The sequence below is a fragment of the Stenotrophomonas sp. GD03958 genome, from assembly GCF_029839005.1.
In the GTDB taxonomy this organism is placed as follows: Bacteria; Pseudomonadota; Gammaproteobacteria; order Xanthomonadales; family Xanthomonadaceae; genus Stenotrophomonas; species Stenotrophomonas hibiscicola.
The window spans coordinates 62134-85848 of record NZ_JAOBZT010000007.1; the positions used below are offsets into that span (position 1 = coordinate 62134).

At 65.3% G+C, this 23715-nt stretch carries 21 protein-coding genes; 10 read left to right on the top strand and 11 right to left on the bottom strand.

All coding sequences use genetic code 11. The annotated features are described in order from the left end of the window. Nucleotide 1: 1 nt before the first annotated feature. Together N5C25_RS03915 and N5C25_RS03920 are read left to right on the top strand one after the other, a co-directional pair. Nucleotides 2-946 (top strand): LysR substrate-binding domain-containing protein, encoded by a 945-nt coding sequence (locus tag N5C25_RS03915; RefSeq protein ID WP_058983402.1) that lies wholly within the window; start codon nucleotides 2-4, stop codon nucleotides 944-946. Between the two features lie 68 nt (nucleotides 947-1014). Further along, entirely contained in the window at nucleotides 1015-1308 is a 294-nt protein-coding gene (locus N5C25_RS03920; protein WP_021203661.1) for a hypothetical protein, read from the top strand. Nucleotides 1309-1339: 31 nt separating this feature from the next. Here N5C25_RS03920 and N5C25_RS03925 read toward each other — a convergent pair whose 3' ends face one another. Together N5C25_RS03925 and N5C25_RS03930 are read right to left on the bottom strand one after the other, a co-directional pair. Continuing rightward, nucleotides 1340-2119, bottom strand: a complete 780-nt coding sequence (locus tag N5C25_RS03925) for a DUF4349 domain-containing protein (RefSeq protein WP_155030420.1) — start codon at nucleotides 2117-2119, stop codon at nucleotides 1340-1342. 32 nt (nucleotides 2120-2151) lie between these two features. Beyond that, nucleotides 2152-2508: a GFA family protein gene (locus tag N5C25_RS03930; protein WP_058983399.1), complete on the bottom strand. Its 357-nt coding sequence runs from the start codon at nucleotides 2506-2508 to the stop codon at nucleotides 2152-2154. Nucleotides 2509-2620: 112 nt separating this feature from the next. Here N5C25_RS03930 and N5C25_RS03935 point away from each other — a divergent pair, with 112 nt between their 5' ends. Further along, complete coding sequence (locus N5C25_RS03935) at nucleotides 2621-4429, top strand: DUF885 domain-containing protein (RefSeq protein ID WP_058983397.1); 1809 nt, start codon at nucleotides 2621-2623, stop codon at nucleotides 4427-4429. Between the two features lie 470 nt (nucleotides 4430-4899). Here the strand turns inward: N5C25_RS03935 and agp are convergent, their stop codons facing one another. After that, nucleotides 4900-6069, bottom strand: a complete 1170-nt coding sequence (agp, locus tag N5C25_RS03940; protein ID WP_279936472.1) for a bifunctional glucose-1-phosphatase/inositol phosphatase — start codon at nucleotides 6067-6069, stop codon at nucleotides 4900-4902. A gap of 603 nt (nucleotides 6070-6672) precedes the next feature. Between agp and N5C25_RS03945 the strand changes: the two genes are divergently transcribed. The 4 genes from N5C25_RS03945 (at nucleotide 6673) to N5C25_RS03960 (ending at nucleotide 9668) form a co-directional block, all read left to right on the top strand. After that, nucleotides 6673-6843, top strand: coding sequence for a hypothetical protein (locus tag N5C25_RS03945; RefSeq protein ID WP_279936460.1), 171 nt, complete (start codon nucleotides 6673-6675; stop codon nucleotides 6841-6843). A 68-nt stretch (nucleotides 6844-6911) separates the two neighbouring features. Beyond that, nucleotides 6912-7634, top strand: a complete 723-nt coding sequence (locus N5C25_RS03950; protein ID WP_279936461.1) for a hypothetical protein — start codon at nucleotides 6912-6914, stop codon at nucleotides 7632-7634. Beyond that, nucleotides 7612-8589 (top strand): hypothetical protein, encoded by a 978-nt coding sequence (locus N5C25_RS03955; RefSeq protein WP_279936462.1) that lies wholly within the window; start codon nucleotides 7612-7614, stop codon nucleotides 8587-8589. The genes N5C25_RS03950 and N5C25_RS03955 overlap by 23 nt, the downstream gene beginning before the upstream one ends. A gap of 2 nt (nucleotides 8590-8591) precedes the next feature. Continuing rightward, on the top strand, nucleotides 8592-9668 hold the full coding sequence (locus tag N5C25_RS03960) for a TraB/GumN family protein (protein WP_279936463.1): 1077 nt from the start codon (nucleotides 8592-8594) through the stop codon (nucleotides 9666-9668). A gap of 39 nt (nucleotides 9669-9707) precedes the next feature. Here N5C25_RS03960 and smrA read toward each other — a convergent pair whose 3' ends face one another. Then, on the bottom strand, nucleotides 9708-11540 hold the full coding sequence (smrA, locus tag N5C25_RS03965; RefSeq protein WP_279936464.1) for a multidrug efflux ABC transporter SmrA: 1833 nt from the start codon (nucleotides 11538-11540) through the stop codon (nucleotides 9708-9710). Nucleotides 11541-11694: 154 nt separating this feature from the next. Then, nucleotides 11695-13257: a serine hydrolase gene (locus N5C25_RS03970; RefSeq protein ID WP_279936465.1), complete on the bottom strand. Its 1563-nt coding sequence runs from the start codon at nucleotides 13255-13257 to the stop codon at nucleotides 11695-11697. A 110-nt stretch (nucleotides 13258-13367) separates the two neighbouring features. Between N5C25_RS03970 and N5C25_RS03975 the strand changes: the two genes are divergently transcribed. Continuing rightward, complete coding sequence (locus N5C25_RS03975) at nucleotides 13368-13811, top strand: VOC family protein (RefSeq protein ID WP_279936466.1); 444 nt, start codon at nucleotides 13368-13370, stop codon at nucleotides 13809-13811. Next, a complete protein-coding gene (locus tag N5C25_RS03980) occupies nucleotides 13808-14683 on the top strand; it encodes a DUF72 domain-containing protein (RefSeq protein WP_279936467.1) in 876 nt (291 codons plus the stop codon). The genes N5C25_RS03975 and N5C25_RS03980 overlap by 4 nt, the downstream gene beginning before the upstream one ends. Here N5C25_RS03980 and N5C25_RS03985 read toward each other — a convergent pair. Then, the gene (locus N5C25_RS03985; RefSeq protein ID WP_229301601.1) at nucleotides 14604-15218 is read right to left on the bottom strand and encodes a Pr6Pr family membrane protein; all 615 of its coding nucleotides are present in this window, start codon (nucleotides 15216-15218) and stop codon (nucleotides 14604-14606) included. The genes N5C25_RS03980 and N5C25_RS03985 overlap by 80 nt on opposite strands. A 78-nt stretch (nucleotides 15219-15296) precedes the next feature. Between N5C25_RS03985 and N5C25_RS03990 the strand changes: the two genes are divergently transcribed. After that, nucleotides 15297-16244: a DMT family transporter gene (locus tag N5C25_RS03990; protein ID WP_010486385.1), complete on the top strand. Its 948-nt coding sequence runs from the start codon at nucleotides 15297-15299 to the stop codon at nucleotides 16242-16244. Between the two features lie 30 nt (nucleotides 16245-16274). Here N5C25_RS03990 and N5C25_RS03995 read toward each other — a convergent pair whose 3' ends face one another. The 5 genes from N5C25_RS03995 to N5C25_RS04015 all read right to left on the bottom strand — a co-directional run bounded on the left by N5C25_RS03995 (nucleotide 16275) and on the right by N5C25_RS04015 (nucleotide 23692). Next, nucleotides 16275-17435: an AAA family ATPase gene (locus tag N5C25_RS03995; RefSeq protein WP_279936468.1), complete on the bottom strand. Its 1161-nt coding sequence runs from the start codon at nucleotides 17433-17435 to the stop codon at nucleotides 16275-16277. Nucleotides 17436-17597: 162 nt separating this feature from the next. Further along, nucleotides 17598-18668, bottom strand: coding sequence for a sensor domain-containing diguanylate cyclase (locus tag N5C25_RS04000; RefSeq protein WP_134729404.1), 1071 nt, complete (start codon nucleotides 18666-18668; stop codon nucleotides 17598-17600). Between the two features lie 69 nt (nucleotides 18669-18737). Continuing rightward, a complete protein-coding gene (locus N5C25_RS04005) occupies nucleotides 18738-19460 on the bottom strand; it encodes a pseudouridine synthase (RefSeq protein WP_019659152.1) in 723 nt (240 codons plus the stop codon). Nucleotides 19461-19494: 34 nt separating this feature from the next. Beyond that, nucleotides 19495-21159, bottom strand: coding sequence for a GGDEF domain-containing protein (locus tag N5C25_RS04010; RefSeq protein ID WP_279936469.1), 1665 nt, complete (start codon nucleotides 21157-21159; stop codon nucleotides 19495-19497). A gap of 109 nt (nucleotides 21160-21268) precedes the next feature. Beyond that, the gene (locus N5C25_RS04015) at nucleotides 21269-23692 is read right to left on the bottom strand and encodes an EAL domain-containing protein (protein ID WP_111101996.1); all 2424 of its coding nucleotides are present in this window, start codon (nucleotides 23690-23692) and stop codon (nucleotides 21269-21271) included. Nucleotides 23693-23715 lie beyond the last annotated feature (23 nt).

Genomic DNA, 23715 nt, shown 5'->3' on the forward strand with positions numbered 1-23715 from the left:
CATGCTGCTACGCCCTTCCCTGCTACCCGCACTGGCCGTGTTCGCGGTCGCGGCGCGCCACCAGAACTTCGCCCAGGCCGCGCAGGAGCTGCACCTGACCGCCAGCGCGGTCAGCCACCACGTCCGCCGCCTGGAAGAAGTGCTGGAAACCCGGCTGTTCCTGCGCCACGCCCGCGGCGTGCGCCTGACTGCCGAGGGCCGGCAACTGGCCGACGCTGCCAGCGCCGCCTTCACCGATGTCGCGGCCGTCGCCCATCACCTGCAGCCGGATGCCGACAGCGTGCCGCTGCGCATCACCACGCTGCGCTCGCTGTCCTACTGCTGGCTGCTGCCACGGCTGCCGCGCTTCACCCAGGCCTACCCGCACATCCGCATCGAGCTGCATACCGGCAGCGGGCTGGATCGCTATGACGACAACGGCCCGGAAGTGGGCATCCGCTACGGCCTGGGCCAATGGCCCGGCCTGCGTGCGCAGCACCTGATGGATGACTACCTGTTCCCGGTCGCCTCACCGGCACTGGCCGGCGTCGAAACGCTGGTCGATCCGGCGCGCATCGCCGACCTGCCGCTGCTCACCGACCTGTCGCCGCAGGGCTGGCGCGACTGGTTCCGCCACGCCGGCGTGCGCACGCCGTCGCCGCTGCCACCCATGCACACCTTCGCCGACAGCACCGACGCGATGCGTGCAGCGGTGTATGGCATGGGCGCGGTGCTGGCGCGCACCCACATCGCCCAGCCCTACCTGCAGCGCTACGAGGTGGTGCGCCTGCCCGGCCCGGCGCTGAAGGCGCGCTATGCGTATCACGTAGTGCATGCCGAAGGACAACCGCCCAGCCGGGCCGCACGCCTGTTCATCGACTGGCTGCTGGAGCAGGCGCAGGACGAACGCACACCGATTCCGGCATTGCCGGACAGCCTGCTCGGGCGCTCGGCCACGCCCACCTGACTTCGCCCTCACCCATTCTTTGCCCGATGCTGGCTAGGCTGCAGGCAACTCCACAACGTACCTACGCCATGGCCATGCTGCGACTGCGCATTACCGGAACCGAAGACGACGCCCGTGCCATCAGCGACCTGCTGCTCGGCCTGGATGGCATCGAGCATGTCGAGGAAACCGACGACCTGATGCCGCACATGGACGACGACGACTCCAGCTCGGCCGGGCTGTCCGATGACATCGGCCCGGGCATCCACGAGCTGGAAGTGGAAGTGGGCAATGAAAGCACCGCGCAGAAGGTGCGCGACGCCGTGCAGGATCTGGCGCTGGAACTGGATGTGTTCGTCGAGTACGAAACCGACGAGGGCTGATGCCGGCGGGCTGCCGGCATCAGCCTTGACCTCAGCGGTTGGGCGGCAGCTTGCGACGGTGGCGACGCCACCATGCGCGCACGCCCCAGGCTGCGACCAGGGCCAGCACCGCCACCGGCAGCAGCGCGGCAACAGCACGAATCAGGAACGCCACGCTGGTGCTGAGAATGCTGCCCGACTCGCTCAGCGCCTCGCCGATCTCACTTCGGCTGCGTTGGCCCGAAGTGGTCTCGAAGTGCAGCGTCACCAGCTGGGTATCGATGCGCCGGCGCTGCTGCGCGGCGTCCTTGTTGGCCTGCTCGACACCCGCCTCGATCTCTGACAGGCGCGTGGTGATCGCCATCAGATCTTCGATCTTCAGGTCCTTGCGGTCCTGGTAGGACAGCAGGCGGGCGTGCTCCTTTTCAAGCCGCGCCTTGGTCAGCGCCGTGTCTGCCACGGCCTGTGCCAGATCCTCGGCGCGGGTGGTGCGCGACTGCAGCGTTCCGCCCTCACCGGCCATCGCGATCAGCGGCTCGGCGCCCTTCGGCGCGATGCGCACCTTGACCTCACCGCTGGGTTGCTCGCCACTGCGCTGGTCGACCTGCAATACCGCGCAGTCGCCGAACTTCGCGCTCTGGCAGGCTTGGGCGATCTGCTGGATGCGCGGCGCGATCTTTGCCGCCTCCAGCTGCACCTGCACGTCATGTTCATAGGCGAGGAACGCACCTTCTGGCGACGCGACGGCCGCTTCGGCGGCCGGGGCGCCCGCATCCGCGGCCATGTCGCCCTGCTTGGCGCAGCCCGCCAATGCCAGCAGCACCACCGGCATCGCCAGGCTGCGCGTCCAGGCGCGCGCGCCCGTCACAGTGCGGCTCCGTCGTAGGAGGTCACCGAAAGGCCAGCCAGATCGACTTGCGGCACGCAGCGCACGTTCACCGCCACCATCGGTGTGCCGCTACGCGGATCGACCGCTTCGCTGTAGGGGGCGACGCCACATTCGCGGCAGTGGTGATGGTCGATGTGGGCCTTGTTGAAGTGGTAGGTGGCCACGTCAGCCGGATCGGTGGTCAGCTGGAACGCTGCACGCGGGGCAAACCACAGCAGGCTGCCGCGACGCCGGCACATCGAGCAGTTGCAGTCGATGACGTCCCTGATCGGCGCCTCGGCATGTACCGTGAATGCGATCCTGCCGCAATGGCAGCTTCCCTGGTATTCCATGTTCTGCGCTCCTTTGGAGGGTCCTTGTCTGCGCCCATGGTAATCCTATGGCACGGGGACAAAGCAGCCACGCGGCCCTATGCTCAGGGTTTGACCCCGTACAGGAACGCCGATGCGCCCGCATCTTCTTGCCCTCGCCCTGGTCGCCGCGCTGGCCGGTTGCCAGCCGGCCGACGCCCCGACCACCGCTTCCACCCCGGCCGCCAGCCAGCAGGCCGGCGACGCGGCGGTCGACGCCGCCTTCGCCGATCTCTCCAAGCGCGCGCTGGATACCTGGATGCAGCTGTCGCCGGTCAGCGCCACCCAGATCGGTGACCACCGCTACGACAGCGAACTGGACGACCTCAGTGCCGCCGGCCAGCAGAAGACCGTGGCCGCCTACAAGGCGCTGCTGGGCGAGCTGGACAAGATCGACGTGGCCAAGCTGGGCCGCGAGAACCAGGTGGACGCGGCGATCCTGCGCAACCAGCTGCAGTCGGAAATCTGGAACGCCGAAGTGCTTCAGTCCGGCAAGTGGGACCCGCAGCTGTACAACGGCATCGCCGGCAGCGCGATCTACGGCCTGATGGCGCGCGAGTTCGCGCCACTGCCGGAGCGCCTGAAGTCGGCCACCGCGCGCATGGAAAAGCTGCCGGCGATCTTCGCCCAGGCCCGCGAGAACCTGGATCCGGCGCGCGTGCCGAAGATCCACGCCGAGACGGTGGCCAAGCAGAACAAGGGCATCCTCAGCATCGTCGATACCTTCATCACCCCGCACATCGGTGAACTGCCGCAGGCCGACCAGCAGCGCCTGCAGGCGGCCATCGACGGCCTGAAGAAGGCGGTGGACGAGCAGCAGACCTGGCTGGACAAGACCCTGGTGCCGAACGCAAAGGGCGATTTCCGCATCGGTGCGGAAAAGTACGACCAGAAGCTGAAGTTCGCGCTGAGCTCGTCGCTGTCGCGCCAGGAGATCGGTGAGCGTGCACGTGCCGAACTCAAGCGCGTGCGCGAAGACATGTACGGCATCGCGCAGACCGTGCTGAAGGACAAGCCGGGTGCGCCGGAAATACCGGCGCAGCCGACCGACGAGCAGCAGCAGAAGGCGATCGAGGCCGCGCTGGAACTGGCCTACGCCGACAAGCCGGCACGCGACAAGGTGGTCGACGATGCCAAGGCCGCACTGGAGCAGTCCACCGCGTTCGTGCGCGAGCACGACCTGATGACGCTGCCCGATGCGCCGGTGGACATCATCCTGATGCCGGAATTCCAGCGCGGCGTGGCCGTGGCCTACTGCGATTCACCGGGCCCGCTGGACAAGAACCTGAAGACCTTCTACGCCGTGTCGCCGATTCCGGACGACTGGAACGACAAGCAGGTCGACTCGTTCCTGCGTGAGTACAACTCGCGCATGATCCACCTGCTGAGCATCCACGAAGGCACCCCGGGCCATTACCTGGAAGGCTGGCATTCGGCCAAGTTCCCCTCCACCCTGCGTGCGGTACTGCGTTCAGGCCTGTTCGCCGAGGGCTGGGCGGTCTACACCGAGCGCATGATGCAGGAGCAGGGCTACCTCAACAACGACCCGCTGTTCCACCTGGTGCAGCTGAAGTTCTACCTGCGCACGATCTCCAACGCGATCCTCGACCAGGGCGTGCACGTGGACAACTGGGATCGCGAGAAGGCGATGCACCTGATGACCCACGATGCGTTCCAGCAAGAGAGCGAGGCGGCGGGCAAGTGGGTGCGTGCACAGCTGACCTCGGCGCAGCTGCCGACCTACTTTGTCGGTGCGCAGGAACACTTCGACACCCGCAAGGCGATGCAGGACAAGCTGGGCGACAAGTTCAACCTCAAGACCTACCACGACCAGATGCTGTCCTACGGCGCACCGCCGGTGCGTTTCGCCCGCCAGCTGATGCTGGACCAGCCGATCGAGTGATCGCGCCGGTGTGAGCTGAATGATAACGGCTCGGGGAAACCCGGGCCGTTTTCTGTTCTGGCGGTTGCGAACTGCCATCCTGGTGGGTGCGAACCTTGGTTCGCACCGCTTCTGCCGCCACTCAATCAGACGATGTGGATATACAGCTTCCTCGAGTCCAGTCTCAAATCGAGGAAGTACTCCACACCACACCCGCGGCACGCAGCGGGACAATCCTCATCGCTCCCACGTTGGTTCTCCGAGGCATCAGCCACCACCGGATATCCACAATCAAAACGTAAAGGCAATGTTGCTGCCATGGGGGTCGGCCCATATTTCATCTCCATCGCCGTCCATTACAAGAAAGTCCGTGATGTTCATGATTCACCGGGATCGCTTGGGTGATTGCTGGAGACTACTCGAATCCGAGCATAAGGGGCGCGAAGCTGCTTCCGTCTCATCACACTGCGACGCCACCATCCATCCCGGATTCAAGGTGAATGCAACAGGTTGTTGAACTGCGCTTCACTGCAACCCGACTGCGCGCAGCCCGGCAGCATCAGCTCCACCCGGCCCGGCGGCTGTGCGTCGGTCAACGGGATCGCACCACGTAGCTGCTCGCGCGTGGGATAGACATACACCAACCGGTAACGCACTTCACCGGCCCCACGATCACGCCAGCGCTCGAACTGCAGCAGGCCGCCGATCGGCGTCTTCTCGTACTGCCCCGGTAGGCTGTAGTCCGTGATTCCCAACGCCACCAGCACTGAACCGATGTTGGAATCGTGGCCGACCAGCAGGCTCACCTTTGGCGATGCCGGGTCCTCGAACAACGCATTCACTCTTGCCAGCAGCGGGGCGGCCACATCGCGCGCCACTTCGGGCGTTCCGAACAGGATGTCCTGGTAGCGGTTGCGGATCTGCGCCAGCGCCTGCCATTGCGCCTCGGTGGTCAACCGGCCCCAGCCTTCGCGGGGGATGCCACTGCCCTGGTAGTGCTCCATCAACAAGGCATCGACCAACCCGCTGGCCAGGGCCAGCGAACCGGACGCGCGTGGTTCCTTGCCCGGTTCCGCATTGAAGATCGTGTCGGCCAGCATCAGATGGCACTCGCTGTGCCCCGCACAGGCCGCCGACTGCGGGTAGCGGGTGATCTGCTCCACCACGGACAGTGCCGGTGCCAGTTCCGATGCGGCCAGCGCTCGCTGCATTGCCGACAGTGCGCGCTCGCGGAAGACCGTCTCTCTGTTGTGGATCACCGGATTGAACAACGGATCCATCGTGCCCAGCGCCATGCGCTGCTCGACCGCGACATGACAGCCCGGGAAGGCACCGGCAACGAAGAACTGCGCGGTGGCCTGGGTGCGCTGAAGGCTGTTGGCATGGGCGTGGAAGTCAGCCAGCTGCGGGCAACCCGAAGCCGGCAACAGCTGCGCCTGACGCAGCCACTGGCCCATGTAACGGCCCATGTAGACCTCCAGCACGCCGCCTTTGGTGGTGAGCTCGCCTGCGCCCACGTCCCAGCCTGGCCAGCGCTCCGGAGTGGCATTGGCCAGCGCGCCCGACGCCACCACCGGCGCGCGCAGGTTGTGGCGGCTGAGCAGGATGACCTGCTCAAGTGAGCCCTCACGTGTTCCGCTCACCTCGCCATTGTCCGCCATGGCTGGAACAGCGGTCACAAGGCTCGTCACCAGCGATAGGCAACGAAAGATACGGAAGTGCATCCGAGTCTTTGAGCACGATTGAACCTGCATCACCTGCTCCTATAGTGCAGATAGAGTCTCGAGCCCATGTCTGCTGATCAACGGTCGGCACGGCAATGTCAAAACGGTGAACAGACCGTTCTCCGAGCTACCGAATGGGGATGGTAGCACCGTCAACCCATGACCTCCCCGACACGCGATGCAAACGCATCCAGTCGTGAAATATCCAGTGATCGCCTCCCACTCGAGGATGCTCCCTGAGTCACGTCCTCGTCTGATTGATACACGCGAGCGCCGAACCGATCCAGGATCTCGACGCCGCCCTGCGCTACATCCCCGGCCCCGACATTCAAGAGAAGCTCCAGGCATCAGAACAAGCCACGGACACAACGCGCAGAGCAGCTTGCTCGACTACGAGACTGATGCAGAAATTAAAAGAGAAGTCCTACGCAACGAACCCGCTACCACTGACAGCAAGTAGCCATACGGACGGCGCATTCTTGATGCCGACCTAGGGATGTGCCCGGGTCATCAACACACACCTATAAAAGGAAATAAGTCATGCACGCATCCGCAACCATTTCAGATCCAAACGCCGTCGCCGCATGGATGAAATCATCCAGCGCAAATGCAAGATCCCTCGACGCAGTGTTTGAAACCGAGGTGGACGAAATCAAAGTAGCCGCATTCAGCAGTGACTGCTGCGGATCGAACAATTACGAAGAGCGCTGACAGACTCCGTTGATGGCACGCGGCGTGGATGCGTGTCATCAACACTATCAAACAGGATCAGAATCACGATGACTCGCAGTCATGACGGCATGAGCCGAATAGCACAAAGCCCAGAACAAAGCCGCATGCGATGCGATGGAACATTCCCCTTACCAAACGACACATCATCATCGACCGCAATCATTGCCGCGACGACTCGATCCAATATTAATCGCGCTATCGAACTCCGCAGAAGGGGATTGATCACCGAGATAATTGGCACAGATCCCGCTTACTCGACAACGCCATCCGACGCGCTTCGCAAACTGGAGGGTGATGCGGGAATTCACACCATTATCGTGTTCAGTGACCAGCTTACATCCAGCCTTGACGCTCCTGTCTTGACGTCCCACCACGGGCAGCAGCGCTACCTGCCTCTGGTGGAAGGAGTCCTCAACAGCATCCACGAATTTCAAATCATGACAGGCACATGCGATGACACGATCAAATTGCCACCCTGCTCACCCATCACTTCCGTTCTGCGCACTATTTCGAACCATCTGGATTCCAACCAGAAGCTTGGAGGAGACTGGCTCGCGCAACTCGTTCAGACAAAGCGATGGCCTGCTACACGGCTAGCCGAGAGCAGATTCCGTCAGCGTGTCTTTCACTCAGCTCTGATGCACATGTACTGGAAGCATCCTGACTTCAATCCCAAGCATTTCGATTGGCTCCATGGACAACTCAAGAACCTCTACCGCGCATCGCAGCCAGCAAAGGAGGTCCAGGATGCACGAAAGTCAAGCACATGAGAGTCGTCAGCCTGCCCCGGAGGCCACCTTTCGGCACAGCGTCCAGACAGAGCAACAGCTTGGATTGACCCTTTCCGACAGGGAAAGGAAAGCCATCCTCTCCGCATGCGAAGTCAGCGGACTCGATATGGATTCCTACTACAGCTGGTATCAATCGAAAGCTTCCATCAGCTCCCAGTTGGCGGACCTTTGCCGCCCGTCACTGTTGGAGGCGGTCCACTGCATCGACCGTTCCGACTACTCCTCAATCGATGGAAAGCTCCCTGCCGACAGGGGAGTTGTGATCGCACTGCCGCATCACGGCCACTATATCCTGTCTGCGGTCCGTCTGATGGAGCACATTCGCCATCTGCGTGACATCTACATCTTCTATGGCGACCCAAAGAACCATGCAGGCAACGAATTGTTCGACGACCTGTACCACCGGCTCTTCAATCACGCCGGATGCCGCGCGAGCATCATCCACTCGAATGCCAGAGGGATAGGCATAGCGCTTCGCGCACTGAAAAATAGAGCTGCTGTCATCATGATGCCCGATGTCCACCGCTTTCGCGAAGAAACCTATTGCATTCCATTTTTGGGGCGCCCCCTGCACATCATGCTGGGAACCGCCGCAATGGCGCGCAAAACCGGAAGTTGCATATTGCCAGCCATCTCCGTTGTTGACCGGGATCTTCGAGCAACTATTACTTTCGGAGATGCCATCGAGCCTATACAGACGCGAGCATCGCTTCCATCTGAAGTAGCTGACTACTGGACGATGGCTGAAGTCTATCGTTTCCTTGAGCGTGCAATGGGACCTCAGGCCATCTATTGGCAGTACATCAGGCAACACTTCATGACATCCTCCAAGTTCCCGATGTTCCACCCCGAAACAATCGATGAAGCTTGGCACATGTTCTCCAATGACCCGCGAACCAAGCCACACACGCGTTATACGGCATGCCTGGATTGAACATGGATCAATTTCATTCTCCTTCCATTACCTTGGCGGCCATCGCCCTGATGGCGATGGCGCCCATCAATGGATACGCAACGGATCAAGAGAATGCCGACGCAACTCATCTTCCTGCGATCCACGCGGTCCACTCAGCCCCCGGCCCGCGCATCTGGCAGTTCAGAAAAGGCTCTTCAACGCTGCTTGTACTGGGCACGATTCAACCCCTAAGAAAGAGCCTATCCATCGATACTCGCAGCGTTGAAGCAGCAATCTCGACGTCTGATGCAATTCTGAGCCCTCCGGGCGTGACCGTGGAGCACGATGGCGGGGTACTTCGCAGCCTCATTCTGTGGCCCGCCATCCGCAAGCTCAAGTTCCTTTCAGGTAGAAGAACGCTTCGTGACGAGCTCACCGAAGAAGAGTACACGCGATTGAGCGATCTCAAGATTCTCTATGGCCTGCATGACGCGAGCATTGAGAGGATGCGCCCAATGTACGCGGCTTGGAAAATTCATGATGCTGCACTGCAATTCAGTGGAGCCCGAGCCGGTGAGCCACTTTCTCGAGCCATTGACCGCATGGCCCGCGATCATGGGATCCCGATGATCAACGCCCGCTTCCCGATGCTGGTGAGAGGCGCCAGGGAAACTATCCAGAATTTTCACATTGACTCCGTGAAAGACCGCAAATGCTTCTCGGATGCCACATCAAGCCTGCGGCCCTGGCTCGATAACCTAGATGAGCTAGGTCATGCGTGGGCAGAGGGAGATATTGAATCGGGCGCGCTCCTGCATGCCCCTCCATCGCCCTCCCGGTGCTGGGCTCGTCTGACCAACGACGCGATCGCCACTACGATGAATATTGACCTTGATATCCAGAGACGAACTCACTGGGTTGCAGTGCTCCGCTCAACTACTTCGCGGCACAGTACGGTTTTCACCACTCTGCCCTTGGATGATCTTCTGCATTCAAGAGGCATGGCCGCGGTACTCGTGGACGAGGGATACATCCCCGATGCCAGGGTGTTCTTTGGCGATCAGCCGCGACCTCCAAACATCGGAGCAAGTGAAACCTCAAATCATCCGGACGGGTGACGATGTAACTTGGCACCTTGCAACGCGGTCACATCGAAGTCACTGATCGGCAGCCACAAAGCCACCGGTCTGCCGCGCCCACAAGCGCGCATACAGCCCACCGGCCGCAATCAGTTCGGCATGGCTGCCGGTCTCGACGATGCGGCCCTGGTCCATCACCACCAGCCGATCCATGCGCGCGATGGTCGACAGCCGGTGCGCGATCGCGATCACCGTCTTGCCGCCCATCAGCTCATCCAGGCTGTCCTGGATCGCCGCTTCCACTTCCGAGTCCAGTGCCGAGGTTGCTTCGTCCAGCACCAGGATCGGTGCGTCCTTCAGCAGCACGCGGGCAATGGCGATGCGTTGGCGCTGGCCGCCGGACAGCTTCACGCCGCGCTCGCCCACATGCGCGTCGTAGCCACGACGCCCCTGCCCGTCCACCAGCGTATCGATGAAGGCTTCGGCACGTGCCTTGGCTACGGCTGCACGCAGCTGCTCATCAGTCGCATCCGGGCGGCCGTACAGCAGGTTGTCGCGGATCGAGCGATGCAGCAGCGAGGTGTCCTGGGTAACCACGCCGATCTGCTGGCGCAGGCTTTCCTGCGTAACGTAGGCAATGTCCTGATCGTCGATCAGGATGCGGCCGCTTTCCAGGTCGTACAGGCGCAGCAGTACGTTGACCAGGGTCGACTTGCCGGCGCCGGACGGACCGACCAGGCCGATCTTCTCGCCCGGCTTCACCACCAGGTCCAGGCCGGCAATCACACCGCCCTTTTTACCGTAATGGAAGTGGATGTCCTGGAAATGCACGCCGCCTCGGGTCACCTGCAGCGGCACCGCATCCTCGCGGTCCTGCACGGTCAGCGGCTGGGCGATGGTGGTGATGCCATCCTGCACCGTGCCGATGTCCTCGAAGATGCCGTTGATGGTCCACATGATCCAGCCGGACATGTTGTGGATGCGGATCACCAGGCCGGTGGCCAGGGTGATCGCGCCGACGGTGATGTGGCCGCCATTCCACAGCCACAGCGCGAGACCGCAGGTACCGGCAATCAGGAAGCCGTTGACGATGGCAATGGTCAGGTCCATGCCGGTGGTGATGCGGGTCTGTGCGCGGTGCTTGACCGCCAGCTCCCGGATCGACTCGGCCACGTAGGCCTGCTCACGCCCGCCATGAGCGAACAGCTTCAGCGTGGGAATGTTGGTGTAGCCATCGACAATGCGGCCCATTGCCTTCGAACGTGCTTCCGAGGCGATCCATGCCCGTTCCTTCGCGCGCGGCACGAAGTAGACCATGATCACCACGTAGGCCAGCAGCCACAGGATCAGCGGCAGCATCAGCCGCCAGTCGGCCTGCGCGAACAGGTACAGCGCGGTGCCGGTGTAGACCACGATGTACCAGAGCGAATCGACCATCTGCACCGCCGACTCGCGCAACGAGGTACCGGTCTGCATCACCCGGTTGGCCACGCTGCCAGCAAAGTCGTTCTGGAAGAAGCTCAGGCTCTGCCGCACCACGTAGTTGTGCATCAGCCAGCGCGAACGGTTGCTCAGGCCGGGCACGATCGCCTGGTTCACCAGCAGGTTGTGCAGGCCGACCAGGATCGGCCGCGCGATGACCGTGATGAACAGCATCCAGCCCAGTTCATTGGCGTGGCGCTTGAAGAAATCGGCACCGGGTTGCTCGGCGACCATGTCGACGATGCGGCCCAGGTAATCGAACATGGCCACTTCCACCAGCGCCAGGAGCAGGCCGGCGATGAGCGTGGCCAGCAGCACCGGCCACACCGGGCGCAGGTAGTGCAGGTAGAACGGCAGCACCTTGCGCGGTGGCATGCGCCCATCCACGGGCGGGAACACCGGAATCAGGGATTCAAACCAACGGAACATCGCATTCCCTCGCCATCTTAGCCGGCGGAGTATCCCACGCCGCATGTGTACGCCGGCCGACGATGCCGCGGCGCCGGTAGTGCCGGCCGCTGGCCGGCAACCTCGCTACGTTTCCAGAGATCATGAGGTTGCCGGCCAGCGGCCGGCACTACCCTCATTCTTTGACCGGGGTGAACAGCAGGTCCTGGAAATCGAAACTGAAATCGGTCAGGTCGGAAATCGGCTGCATGCGCACCTCGCGCACCTTGCCATCCGGGTCCAGGCTGAAGTTCACGAACGCGTCGGCGTTGAGCGAACGGTCGTCCCAGCGCACGATGAAGGTGTCGTGCTGCCAGTGCTCCAGGCGCCCGCTCAGCTGCGCGGTCTTCGCAAAGCGCAGGCGCAGGCCCTTGCCTTCGGCGCTGATCTGCATGTCGCCATACCAGCGGTCACGGAAGCTGCCGGTGTAGCCGGCCAGCGCCAGCGATGGCCTGCTGCCTTTGTCGCGTGCGCTCTGGTGCTTGGCCCAGGCCTCGTCGGCCTTGTCCTTTCCCTTGGCCACGGCCTTGGCATAGGCGTCCACCCAGTCATGCTTCTCACCGCCCAGGTAGGCATCGAGCACGCTCAGGGTGATCGCATTGAACGCCGCGCCCACTTCCTGATTGGTCAGCACCACCACGCCCAGTTTCTCGCCCGGTACCAGGGTCAGCCGCGAAACCATGCCCGGCCAGCCACCGGTGTGCCAGACCAGCTTCTGCCCACGGTAGTCACTCAGGCTCCAGCCTTCGCCATAGCCGGCGAAGTTGGCCCGCGCAGGTGCCAGCTCCGGCACGCTCGGCGCCGGGATCGACTGCGGCGTGATCATCCGCCACATCTGCTGCTGGCTCTTCTCGCTGAACAACGGCGTGCCGTCGGCCAGCTTGCCTTCGGCCAGCTGCACCTGCATCCAGCGCGCCATGTCGTGCGCGCTGGAATAGATGCCGCCGGCGCCGGCATTGTTCGACCAGGTCAGCGGCGCAACGGTGCGCAGGTCCTTGAAATCGTACTTGGCGTGGCCGACCGCGGCCTTGTCGCCCGGCTTCAGGTGATCGGCGTTGTAGCGCGTGCCGGTCATGCCCACCTTGTCGAAGATGCGCGTCTGCAGGAACTGCTGGTAACTCATGCCCGAGACATGCTCGATCACCTGCTGGGCAACCGCGTACAGGATGTTGTCGTACGCGTAGCTCTCGCGGAAACCGCCCTTCAGCGGCACCCTGCCCAGCCGTTCGACTACTTCGGCATTGCTGTAGGAGGTGGCCGGCCAGAACAGCAGGTCGCCGGCACCCAGGCTCAGCCCGCTGCGGTGCGACAGCAGGTCGCGGATCGTCATCTGCCCGGTCACGAACGGATCGGACATGCGGAACGACGGCAGGTGGTCGATCACCTTGTCATCCATCTTCAGCTTGCCGTCCTCGGCCAGCAGGTTCAGCGAAGTGGCGGTGAACGCCTTGGTGTTGGACGCAATGGCAAACAGCGTATCGGCCTGCACCGGTTCCGGCTTGCCCTGCTCGCGCACGCCCCAGCCGCGCTCCAGCACCACCTCGCCATCCTTGACCACCGCCACCGCAATACCGGGCACGTCGAACTGCGCGCGCACGCGCTCGACGGTCGCATCCAGCTCCTGCAGCTGCGCCGGGGTGGCAGCGCTCGCCATGGTCGTGCACGCCAGCAGCACGGCTCCTCCAATCCAGGGTTTCATCCAGCACGATCTCCGAACAGGGGTAGCGGCCATGTGCAGGCCGTCACCGGGGTTTCGCGGGATGGTAACGGTCTGCGGCGCACCCTGCCCTGTGCCATTGGAGGGGTGTCATGGGCGGAAACGGCCAACCGAGCAACGGCTCCACCATCATTCCGTGCCTGCGCTACCGCGATGCGCAGGCTGCCATCGACTGGCTGCAGCGCGCCTTCGGCTTCCATGCCCAGGCCGTCTACGCCGACGGCGACACGGTGTTCCATGCGCAGCTGACCTTCGGCACCGGCATGATCATGCTGGGCTCGGCCAGCAACCAGAGCGCGTGGAGCGAGCATGCGGCGTTGCCTGATGAAGTCGGCGGCCGCCAGACGCAGAGTGCCTGCGTGATCGTCACCGATGCCGACGCGCACTACGCCCGGGCCAAGGCCGCCGGTGCCCGCATCGTCATCGACATCGCCGACCAGGACTACGGCGGCCGTGGCTATGCCTGCGCCGACCCGGAAGGCCATCTGTGGTGGTTCGGCAGCTACGACCCGTGGCGCGCGGACCACGGCCAGTGACCGCGACCGCCCGGCAGGCGGAGATCCGCTGCGGCATCGGTGGCTGGGTGTTTCCCGAATGGCGCGGCGGCGTTTTCTACCCCGTGGGCCTGCCGCAGCGTGAAGAGCTGGCCCATGCCAGCCGTGCCCTGCGCTGCATCGAAATCAACGGCACCTTCTACCGCACGCCCACCGCCGCACAGTGCGCGCAGTGGGCCGCGCAGACGCCGGAAGGCTTCCGCTTTGCGATGAAGGCACCACGCTACCTGGTGCAGCGCCGCGACCTGTCCAGCACCGTGGAGGCAGCTGCGCCCTTCCTGCAGGCAGCGATCGCGCTCGGTGACCGGCTTGGCCCGTTGTTGTGGCAGTTCGATCCACGCCACCCGGCCGACGCCGATGCACTGGACGCCCTGATGGCGCAGCTGCCGAAGCAGCTGGAAGGGGTGCCGCTGCAGCATGCGCTGGAGGTCCGCAATGCCGCAGCACATGGCCCCGCACTGGTCGCCGCCGCGCGCCGCCACGGCGTGGCACTGGTGATCGAGGACAGCGACGAGGCGCCGCTGCACGGCGACGTCAGTGCGGGCTTCGTCTACGCGCGGATCAAGCGCAGCCAGGCCCGCTTGAAAGAGGGCCTGCCTGCGCCCGTGCAGCAGCGCTGGGCTGAACGCGCGCGACGCTGGTCACGCGGCGAGCCGGTGGACGACCTGCCCTGTCTGGCCGGGCACGCCCCGGAGACCCCGCGCGAGGTCTACCTGCTGTGCATCGGTGCCGGCAAGGCCCGCAACCCGGCGGCAGCGATGGCCCTGCAGCGCCTCATCGACGGCGCCAGCGGTCCAGCCCCCACAGCAGGGTCCAGCCCACCACGAACACGCCCGCAACGCGCAGCACGTTGAGCAGGAAGGCCGCCAGGCCCAGGCGTTGCAGTTCGAGGAATGGATACGGCGCCTGTCCGGTCGTTGCAGCGACCAGCATCGCCCAGCCAAGGTAGGCCAGCGGTACCAGCAGCACGCCGCCCAGCGCGCGCCAGCGCAGCTCACCGTGCGGCAACAGCAGCAGCCACCCCAGCAGGAACAGGGCAGGCACGACATAGTGCAGGCCCGCATCGACCCACCATTGCAGCCCGGTCGGTTGCCACAGCCCCTGCAATGCAAGCACGTAGACGCACGCGGTCACACCGATGCACAGCGCCAGGCTCGCCGCCACCGCCGGCTTGAGGACTCTGCCAAGGACCACCCACCCACATCCGACGCAGACAGCCAGGTTGCTGAGAATGGTGAAATAGCCGAAGAAACGCAGCGTCGCCACGCCGATCCCGGCCGCCGCCCCCGGCCCCTGCACCAGCAACAGGTACTGCAACAGCAGCGAGGCTGCCGCCATCAGGGCAGTCAGTGCGGCCCATCCGCGCAGAAGGGAGCAATCGGCTGCCATGGCTCGGTTCTCTGGGTCGATGCCGCGAGCATGCCACAGTCATCGCCGACGGCCGCGCGATTGCCTCACAATAGGCCGATGAGCACACCCGACACCCGCAAAGCGCTGTGGCAGATCCACTTCTGTGTCCTGCTGTGGGGCATCACCGCCATCCTCGGCAAGCTGATCACCCTGCCCGCACTGCCGCTGGTGTGGTGGCGCATGCTGCTGGTGACGGCGATGCTGGCCCTGCTGCCACGGGTCTGGCGCGGGTTGCGCACCCTGCCCCTGCGGCTGGTCGCCGGCTACGCCGGCATTGGCGCGCTGGTCGCCCTGCATTGGCTGACCTTCTATGGCGCGGTGAAGCTGGCCAATGCCTCGGTGGCTGCCACCTGCATCGCACTGGCGCCGGTGTTCACCTCGATCATCGAACCGTGGGTGGCCAAGCGGCCGTTCCAGCTGCGTGAGCTGGCGTTCGGCCTGGCGGTGCTGCCGGGTGTTGCGCTGGTGGTCGGTGGCGTGCCCGATGGCATGCGCCTGGGTGTGTTGATCGGCGCGATCTCAGCGCTGCTGGTGGCGGTGTTCGGCTCGCTCAACAAGCGCATGGTCAGCCACGCCGATCCGCTCACGGTCACCGCGCTGGAGCTGGGTGCGGGCACCCTCACCCTGACCCTGCTGGCGCCGCTGATGCCCTACCTGCTGCCTGCGCTGGCCAGCCCGTTGTGGGTGGTCCCGGACCTGCACGACGGCATCCTGCTGCTGGTGCTGGCCGGGTTCTGCACGCTGCTGCCGTTTGCCCTGGCCCTGGTCGCACTGCGCCACCTGAGCGCCTACACGGTGCAGCTGGTGACCAACCTGGAGCCGGTCTATGCGGTGGTGCTGGCGGTGGTGCTGCTGCGCGAGCAGCACGAAGTCACCCCGTGGTTCTACCTGGGCGTGGCGATCATCGTCGGCGCGGTGTTCCTGCATCCGCTGCTGAACCGCCGCAAGCCGGTGCAGCATCCGGAGATTCTTGGCACGGCCGAGGCGCGCAACATCGCCGATTGAATGCATCCACGCATGGCGTGGACGCCCGTATCAACGCTGCGGCCAATGCCAGGCCGGCGCATCCAGCAGGCCCTGCCCGCTCAACAGCGTGCGGCCCTGTTCCTTGTACAGATGCAGCGAATGGCACCCTGGCGCCTGTTCCAGCGCCGCGATCAGGCGGCTGGCGTGTGACACCACCCATACCTGGCTGCGCGAACTGGCTGCGATGATCAGCCGCGCCAGCGCCGGCAGCAGGTCCGGATGCAGGCTGGTCTCCGGCTCGTTGAGCACGAGCAGCGGCGGTGGACGCGGCGTGTGCAGCGCAGCAGCCAGCAGCAGGAAGCGCAGCGTACCGTCGGACAGTTCGGCCATCGACAACGGCCGCAGCAACCCCGGCTGGTGGAAGCGCAGGGCCAGTCGACCGTCCAGCTCTTCGAAGCCGACCGTGGCACCGGGGAACGCATCGTCGACGCTGCGTGCCAACGCCACCGGGTCACCGATCTCGATAATGGTCACCCAGGCTGCCGCCAGATCCCGGCCGTCGTGATGCAGCACCGGCGTGCGCGTGGCCATCGCCGGCTGCCGCGCCGGTGCATCGGCGTCGCTGCGGAAATGGTCGTAGAAGCGCCAGCGACGGATGTACTCGCGCAGGGCGATGGTTTCCGGCAGGCGCTGCGGATCGCCGACCTGGGTGAACAGACTGTCGAACAGCGACAACCTGTCATCCACCAGATCCCAACCGCGCGCATGACGTTGCCGAACCATTGCCCCACGGCGATCAACCAGCAGGTTGGCGCTGCGCAGGAACGGGCCAGCCCAGATCGCCTCGGCCTTGATCTGCGGGTCCAGTGCGAAGGCCGATCGACTGGGGGGCGGGTAGCCCAGATCGATGGCGTAGCCGAATTCGTCTGTGGCGAAGCCCAACTTCAATCCCACCGATTCCTGGCGTGGGCCGCCCTGCAGGGGGATTTCGCCGGCAGCAACCCGACGGTCCATTTTTTCCGGACCCGCCCACAGCGCCGAGCCCAGCCCGCCTTCGCGGGCCAGCACCGCCGCGACGCCGCCCTGCGCGGTCTCGGCCAGCAGGCGCAGGGCACGGTACAGGCTGGACTTGCCACTGCCGTTGTCACCGGTCACCACATTCAACTGCTGCAGCGGCAGTACGAGCCCGTGCAGCGAACGATAGTGGGCGATGGCCAGGGTCTGCAGCATGGGCGGCGTCCGGGGAAACAGGGCGTCATGCTGGCCGGTTCTGATCGCAGGAGCTGCGACGCCAAGTGAAACGGGAAGAGCATCCACGCATGGCGTGGATCTACTGGAGCGGCATCGAATCATCCACGCGTCGCATGCGTTCAACGCGCGAACCGCCGTGTTTCAGTCCGCCCGTTCCACCCGGTTGCGACCTTTGCCCTTGGCCCGGTACAGCGCCTTGTCGGCACGTGCCAGCGTCTCATCCACGCTTTCACCGGGCTGGTGCTGGGCCACTCCAATACTGATCGTGACCGGGAACCCCAGCGGCAGATCAGCAACGGCCAGGCGCAGGAACTCGCACTGAAGTTCGGCGGTTTGCAGGTCGGTCGCCGGCATCACCGCCACGAACTCCTCGCCGCCATAGCGCGCGGCCATGCCACGGCCGGCGAAGTGCGAGCGCAGCAGCGTGCCCAGCTCGGCCAGCACCCGGTCGCCGGTGGCGTGGCCCTGGAAATCGTTGATGTGCTTGAAGTGGTCGATGTCCAGCAGCGCGACGCAGGCCACATCGGGCTGATCCCCGGTCACCGCCACTGCCTCGTCCAGCGCCGCCGCCATCGCGCGGCGGTTCGGCAGGCCGGTCAGCGCATCGGTGCGGCTCTGCTCGGCCAGGTCGGCGTTCTGCGCCAGCAGCACGTCGTGGTACTCCGACAGCAGGCGCTCGTAATCATCGCGTTCCAGCATGTGGTTCTGGATGTCGAGCGCGAAACGGCGCAGCTCCATCACCAGCATCACCTGCCGCGACAGCGCGGCCAGCGCCTCGGCCTTGTCGCTTGGCAGGTGCTGCGGCTGTGCATCGAACACGCACAGCGTACCCAGCGGCAGGCCATCGGAACTGATCAGCGGCGCACCGGCGTAGAAGCGGATGTGCGGGTCGCCGGTCACCACCGGGTTGTCGTGGAAGCGGATGTCCTGCAACGCATCCTCGACCACCATGACTTCGTGCGGCTGCAGGATGGCGTGGCCACACATCGATTCGCTGCGCAGGTTTTCCGCCGCGTCGATGCCCTGGATCGACTTGAACCATTGCCGTTCGACGTCAATCAGGGTCACCGCCGCCATCGAGGTACCGCAGACCGCCTTGGCGATCGCCACCAGGTCGTCGAATGACTTCTCGCGCTGCGAATCAAGGATCCGGTAGCGGTACAGCGCCTCGAGCCGGAGGGCTTCGTTGGCAGGCTTGTCGGGCTTGATCATGCAGCGTCACTTCCGGCAGGTCACTGCAAAGTCTAGCTGATGCCGGCGCGTAATCCGCACTACCGCGCGTTACCAGTCCAGCTGCTTCGGCAGCAGGCCCTGCAGCTCCTGCTCGGTCAGGTTGCGCCACTGGCCCGGCTTCAGCGCGCCGATCTTGATGTTGTCGATGCGCACGCGGCGCAGCTGGGTCACGCGATAGCCGAACTCGGCAGCCATCAGGCGGATCTGCCGGTTCAGGCCCTGCTGCAGGGTGATGCGGAAACCGAACTTGGCGATGCGCGAGGTCTTGCACGGCAGCGTCATCTGGTCGTGGATGCGCACGCCGCGCGCCATGCCGCGCAGGAACTCATCGGTGACCGGCTTGTTCACCGCCACCAGGTATTCCTTCTGGTGGCCGTTCTCGGCACGCAGGATCTGGTTGACGATATCGCCATTGCTGGTCATCAGGATCAGGCCTTCGGAGTCCTTGTCCAGGCGGCCGATCGGGAAGATGCGCTGTTCATGGCCGACGAAGTCGACGATGTTGCCCTTGACCGAAGTTTCGGTCGTGCAGGTGACGCCGACCGGCTTGTTCAATGCGATGTAGACGTGGCGGCGGGCGCCGGGCTTGCGTGCCACGCGGGCGCGCAGCGGCTGGCCGTCGACCAGCACCTGGTCTTCCTCGCCCACCACCGCGCCGGTACCGGCCGGATGGCCGTTGACGGTAACGCGGCGCGCGGCGATCAGGCGATCGGCCTCGCGGCGGGAGCAGAAGCCGGTGTCGGCGATATGTTTGTTGAGTCGGGTGGTCATCGGCCCATTATCCGGCATCGCCGCCCGCTGCGCTTCATGCCAGGGCGGGCGGATCGAGCTCCTCGCCGTCGAAGACCCGGTTGCGGCCCGCCCGCTTTGCCACGTACATGGCATGGTCGGCGCGCCGCAGCAGCCCGGCCAGATCGTCCTCGCCCGGTCGCCACTGCGCCAGGCCGATGCTGGCGGTCACCTCCAGCCCCGGCACCTGCAGGGCCTGGCCAGCCTCGGTGATGCGCTGGCGCAGGCGGTCCAGCCGTGCCGACGCCACCTCGCGCGGCATGCCGGGCATCAGCAGCAGGAACTCTTCGCCGCCCATCCGCACCACTTCGTCCTGGCTGCGCACCGCCGCGCGCAGGGCACGCGCCACCGCCACCAGCACCTGGTCGCCCACTGCGTGGCCGTGGCGGTCGTTGATGTCCTTGAACAGGTCGATGTCGAGGAAGCCGATCACCAACGGGCCGCGCTCACGGTCCACCCGTTCCAGATGGCGGGCCAGCTGCTGCAGTCCGGCGCGACGGTTGGGAAGCCCGGTCAGGCCGTCGGTCTCGGCCAGCTGGCGAAGTTCATCACGCTGCTGGCGCAGCCGGCCCAGCCGCTGGTTCAACGCATACGCGGCCATCATCAACAGCCAGGTCACCGCCAGCTGCAGCGTCTCCACCCGGTATTCCAGCAGCCACGCCGCACCACAGGCATCGGCGATGATCAGTACCAGCATCGGTGCCAGCGCGGCCAGACCCGCCTGCGCCCAACGGTCGCCGCGCCAGCGTGCCCAGACGCCGACCATCAGTGCCAGGCCACATCCGGACAGATAGGACACCTGCAAGCCCTTCGCGACCCACGCCAGATGCTCCCAGCGCAGCCACGGCACCAGCACGGCCAGCGCCATCAGGGCCCACAACACCACCAGTTGGGCCGGGCGCGATCGAGGCAGCACGCGATCGCCTCCGTTCAGCCGCCACAGCGCCGGCAGCACCAGTGCCTGGGTCGCAGCGGTCAGCGCCAGCAGCCACCATGCGCCGTGCTCGCCCACCGGCAGCCAGGGTTCCGGATAGCCGCTGAGCCCGCCGAGGATTGCCTGCCACAGCACCATCACGGTGGTGCCGGCGATGTAGACCAGGAAACTGCGGTCCCGGGTGGTCAGGAAGGCCATCAACGCCGACAGCGCCAGCGCGATCGCCACCGCGATGCAGGCCGCGCGCACCAGCAGGCGGGCGGTGTCGTTCTGCTGCACCGGGCTGGGCGCGCCCAGCCGCAGGGTCGGTACCCAACGTGTCTTCAGCGGTGTCTGCCAGGAGACCAGGAACGGCTCATGGCTGCCGGCCGGCGGTACCGCCACCAGGCCGATGCCAGCCCGGAAACGTGAATCGCGGGTGCGCGCGTCGTGCATGTTGCCGCAGATCTCGCGGTCACCATGCTGGACGCGCACTTCACCGGCAAAGACGTTGAACACGTCCAGCGCCTGCGGTTGGCCTGACCAGCCCTGCGGCGGAGCCGGCACCAGCACCTGCTGGCGGGCGCCGGACAGCATCTGCGGCGTGCATGCGCGGTGCGGCGTCGGCTCGTCGGTAGCGCCGCCGACCAGGAGATAATCATGGCCCGACACGGCCTCTGCAGCCTGAAGCGGCCACGGCAACGCCAACCACACCATCAGGACGGCCAGCACCGCTCCTGTTCCATACCGCCACTGCCTGCCGCCCACGCCACGTCCTGTTCCTGCTTACGTCCGCGCCCACTGCGCGCCGCCCCTGACGCGCATTATCGCAGCCGGGCACGCCACGCATGTGTACACCAAAGTCGGCGCCTGCGGTTCAGCCAGCCGCCGGCGGCCCCTTCACCGCGACCAGCCGTACCGGGCGCAGATCGACCAGGGTCAGCCGCTCCAGCGGCTGCGGCCGTTCGATGGCATAGCCCTGCAGCCCCTGTACGCCAAGCCGGGTCAGCGCACCGGCAACCTCGGCGGTCTCCACCCACTCGGCCACCACTTCCATCTGCAGCTCGCGCCCGAGCTCGCTGATCGCGCGCACCGTGGCGTGGCTGACAGGGTCGGTATCCATGTCGCGCACGAAGGCGCCGTCGATCTTCAGGATGTCCGCCGGCAACTGGCGCAGGTAGCCGAAGGAAGACAGGCCGGAGCCGAAGTCATCCAGCGCCATCCGGCACCCCCGTGCCTTCACCGCATCGATGAAGGCGCGGGCCTGGCTGAGGTTGCTGATCGCCGCAGTCTCGGTGATCTCGAAGCACAGCTTGGAGGCCAGCGCGCGGTTGCGCTCGAGCAGGTCGCAGACGAAGGCGAGGAATCCCGGTTCGGCGATCGACTGCGCGGACACGTTGACGTTGCACAGGCCCAGCTGGCGCACGTGCGCCGGGCACACCTGCAGGTGGCGGAACAGCAGCCCGAGCACGTGCCGGTCCAGCGCCACCGCCATGCCATAGCGCTCCACCGCCGGCATGAACTGGCCGGGCAGATGCAGGCTGCCATCGGTGCCACGCATGCGCACCAGCACCTCGTAGTGCAGGTAGGACGGATCCCCCACGCGGGCGATGCGCTGTGCATACAGCAGCATGCGATTCTCGGCCATCGCCAGGCTGACGCCCTGCAGGCGCTCGGCCTCCTGCCGCCGCTCCTCCAGCGCCATACGGTTCTCATTGAAGCAGTGCACGCGGTTGCGCCCGGCCTGCTTGGCGGCATAGCAGGCGCTGTCGGCGGCACTCATCAACCAGTTCACGTCCGGCGCATCTGCACTGACCTCGACCACGCCGATGCTGCAGCTCAGCTGCGGGCTGCCCTCGCTGATCGGAAACGTGGCCTGGCCCAGGTTGCGGATCACCCGCTGCAGCACGCGCTTGGCCTCGTCCTGCCCGGCATGGGCGAGGAACACCGCGAACTCGTCCGCACCCAGCCGGCCGACCCAGTCACCATCACGCACCGCCGCCACCAGGTACTCGGCGAAGGCGCGCAGCATCTGGTCACCAGCGGCGTGGCCGAAGCTGTCGTTGACCAGCTTGAAATGGTCCAGGTTGATATAGCACAGCGCGTGCGTGCCGCCTTCGCTGCGCACCTGCAACAGCGCGCGTTCCAGCAGCCGTTCGATCTCGCGGCGGTTGATCAGGCCGGTCAGCGGGTCATGGCTGGCGTGGTGCTCGATCTCGCGCGCCAGTGCATGGTTCTGGCTGACGTCCTCGATGATCGCGAACACCGACAGGCCACCGGCGGCGCTGCGCACGCCGGTGCCGCTCCAGCGGCCCCAGACCAGGCTGCCATCGCGACGGCGGAAGCGCAGTTCGCTCGGCCGCAGCTGCCGGTCCCAGTCGATACGGCCCACCCCATCGATGACAAGCTCGCCGTCCATCAGCAGATCGCCCAACGACATCTGCAGCAGCACGTCGCGCCGGTAGTCGAGGATATCGGCCATCGCCTGGTTGGCTTCGATCACCTTGCCTTCGGTGTCGAGCTTGAGCATGCCGACATTGGCCTGATAGAAGGCGGCGCGGAAGCGGCTTTCATGTTCGGTCAGGTCCTTGCCGACGCGGCGCGCGAGGGCCACCGCCATCAGGCTGATCGCAAGCACCGACAGCCCACCAACCACGAGCGTGGCGATCCGCACCATCGTGGCCATGCGCAGCAACGCTCGGGAAAACGACTGCGCCTGCACCTGCAGCCGCCGGTCCAGATCGCGCAGCTGTTGCAGGTAACGGTCGCGGTCGGCCACTGGCAGCGTGCCTTCGGCGTGCGCCGACTGCAGCTCGGCGACCAGCCGCTGCACCGCCAACAGGTCATCGTCGGTCTGCCGCCACAACGCGGTTGCTTCGCGGAAGGCGCCGATGTCGCGTGCATAGCGGAACGAGAACACCAGACGCGGGATATCGGCATGCGCGTTGCCACCCTGCAGGAAGCCCTGCCGGGCCTTCTCCTCGTCCGGTACCGCCTGTTCCAGCGCCAACCGGGCCTGCAGATCTCCCAACGGAATCCGCAGGGCCTGGCGCGCGTCCTCCAGGTCCTGGGCATGGCCGCGCGCCAGGTAGCGGCTCAGCGCAGCAGTGGCATCCTGCTGCCCGCGTGACCAGTAGCCCTGCCCGGCGATCCAGGCCGTCGAAGCCGCCTGCAGTTCCTGGATCAACGCGGACAACGCGACCAGCCCGATCGCCATGCCCGTCAACAACGCAAAGCGCAATCCCAGCCCACGGGTCATCGGCACCCGCCGGCTCTGCTGGTCCGTGCCACTTCTACCCATCCCGGATCCCCCCGAATGTGCTG

Excerpts from the sequence above, each read along its gene's own strand:
- N5C25_RS03915 (WP_058983402.1), top strand. The coding sequence starts at position 2 with ATGCTGCTACGCCCTTCCCTGCTACCCGCACTGGCCGTGTTCGCGGTC.
- N5C25_RS04000 (WP_134729404.1), bottom strand. The coding sequence starts at position 18,668 with ATGATCAAGCCCGACAAGCCTGCCAACGAAGCCCTCCGGCTCGAGGCG.
- N5C25_RS03970 (WP_279936465.1), bottom strand. The coding sequence starts at position 13,257 with ATGAAACCCTGGATTGGAGGAGCCGTGCTGCTGGCGTGCACGACCATG.
- agp (WP_279936472.1), bottom strand. The coding sequence starts at position 6,069 with ATGGCGGACAATGGCGAGGTGAGCGGAACACGTGAGGGCTCACTTGAG.
- N5C25_RS03985 (WP_229301601.1), bottom strand. The coding sequence starts at position 15,218 with ATGGCAGCCGATTGCTCCCTTCTGCGCGGATGGGCCGCACTGACTGCC.
- N5C25_RS03955 (WP_279936462.1), top strand. The coding sequence starts at position 7,612 with ATGCACGAAAGTCAAGCACATGAGAGTCGTCAGCCTGCCCCGGAGGCC.
- N5C25_RS03950 (WP_279936461.1), top strand. The coding sequence starts at position 6,912 with ATGACTCGCAGTCATGACGGCATGAGCCGAATAGCACAAAGCCCAGAA.
- N5C25_RS03935 (WP_058983397.1), top strand. The coding sequence starts at position 2,621 with ATGCGCCCGCATCTTCTTGCCCTCGCCCTGGTCGCCGCGCTGGCCGGT.
- N5C25_RS03925 (WP_155030420.1), bottom strand. The coding sequence starts at position 2,119 with ATGCCGGTGGTGCTGCTGGCATTGGCGGGCTGCGCCAAGCAGGGCGAC.
- N5C25_RS03930 (WP_058983399.1), bottom strand. The coding sequence starts at position 2,508 with ATGGAATACCAGGGAAGCTGCCATTGCGGCAGGATCGCATTCACGGTA.
- N5C25_RS03945 (WP_279936460.1), top strand. The coding sequence starts at position 6,673 with ATGCACGCATCCGCAACCATTTCAGATCCAAACGCCGTCGCCGCATGG.
- N5C25_RS03960 (WP_279936463.1), top strand. The coding sequence starts at position 8,592 with ATGGATCAATTTCATTCTCCTTCCATTACCTTGGCGGCCATCGCCCTG.
- smrA (WP_279936464.1), bottom strand. The coding sequence starts at position 11,540 with ATGTTCCGTTGGTTTGAATCCCTGATTCCGGTGTTCCCGCCCGTGGAT.
- N5C25_RS03920 (WP_021203661.1), top strand. The coding sequence starts at position 1,015 with ATGGCCATGCTGCGACTGCGCATTACCGGAACCGAAGACGACGCCCGT.
- N5C25_RS03975 (WP_279936466.1), top strand. The coding sequence starts at position 13,368 with ATGGGCGGAAACGGCCAACCGAGCAACGGCTCCACCATCATTCCGTGC.
- N5C25_RS04015 (WP_111101996.1), bottom strand. The coding sequence starts at position 23,692 with ATGGGTAGAAGTGGCACGGACCAGCAGAGCCGGCGGGTGCCGATGACC.
- N5C25_RS03995 (WP_279936468.1), bottom strand. The coding sequence starts at position 17,435 with ATGCTGCAGACCCTGGCCATCGCCCACTATCGTTCGCTGCACGGGCTC.
- N5C25_RS04005 (WP_019659152.1), bottom strand. The coding sequence starts at position 19,460 with ATGACCACCCGACTCAACAAACATATCGCCGACACCGGCTTCTGCTCC.
- N5C25_RS03990 (WP_010486385.1), top strand. The coding sequence starts at position 15,297 with ATGAGCACACCCGACACCCGCAAAGCGCTGTGGCAGATCCACTTCTGT.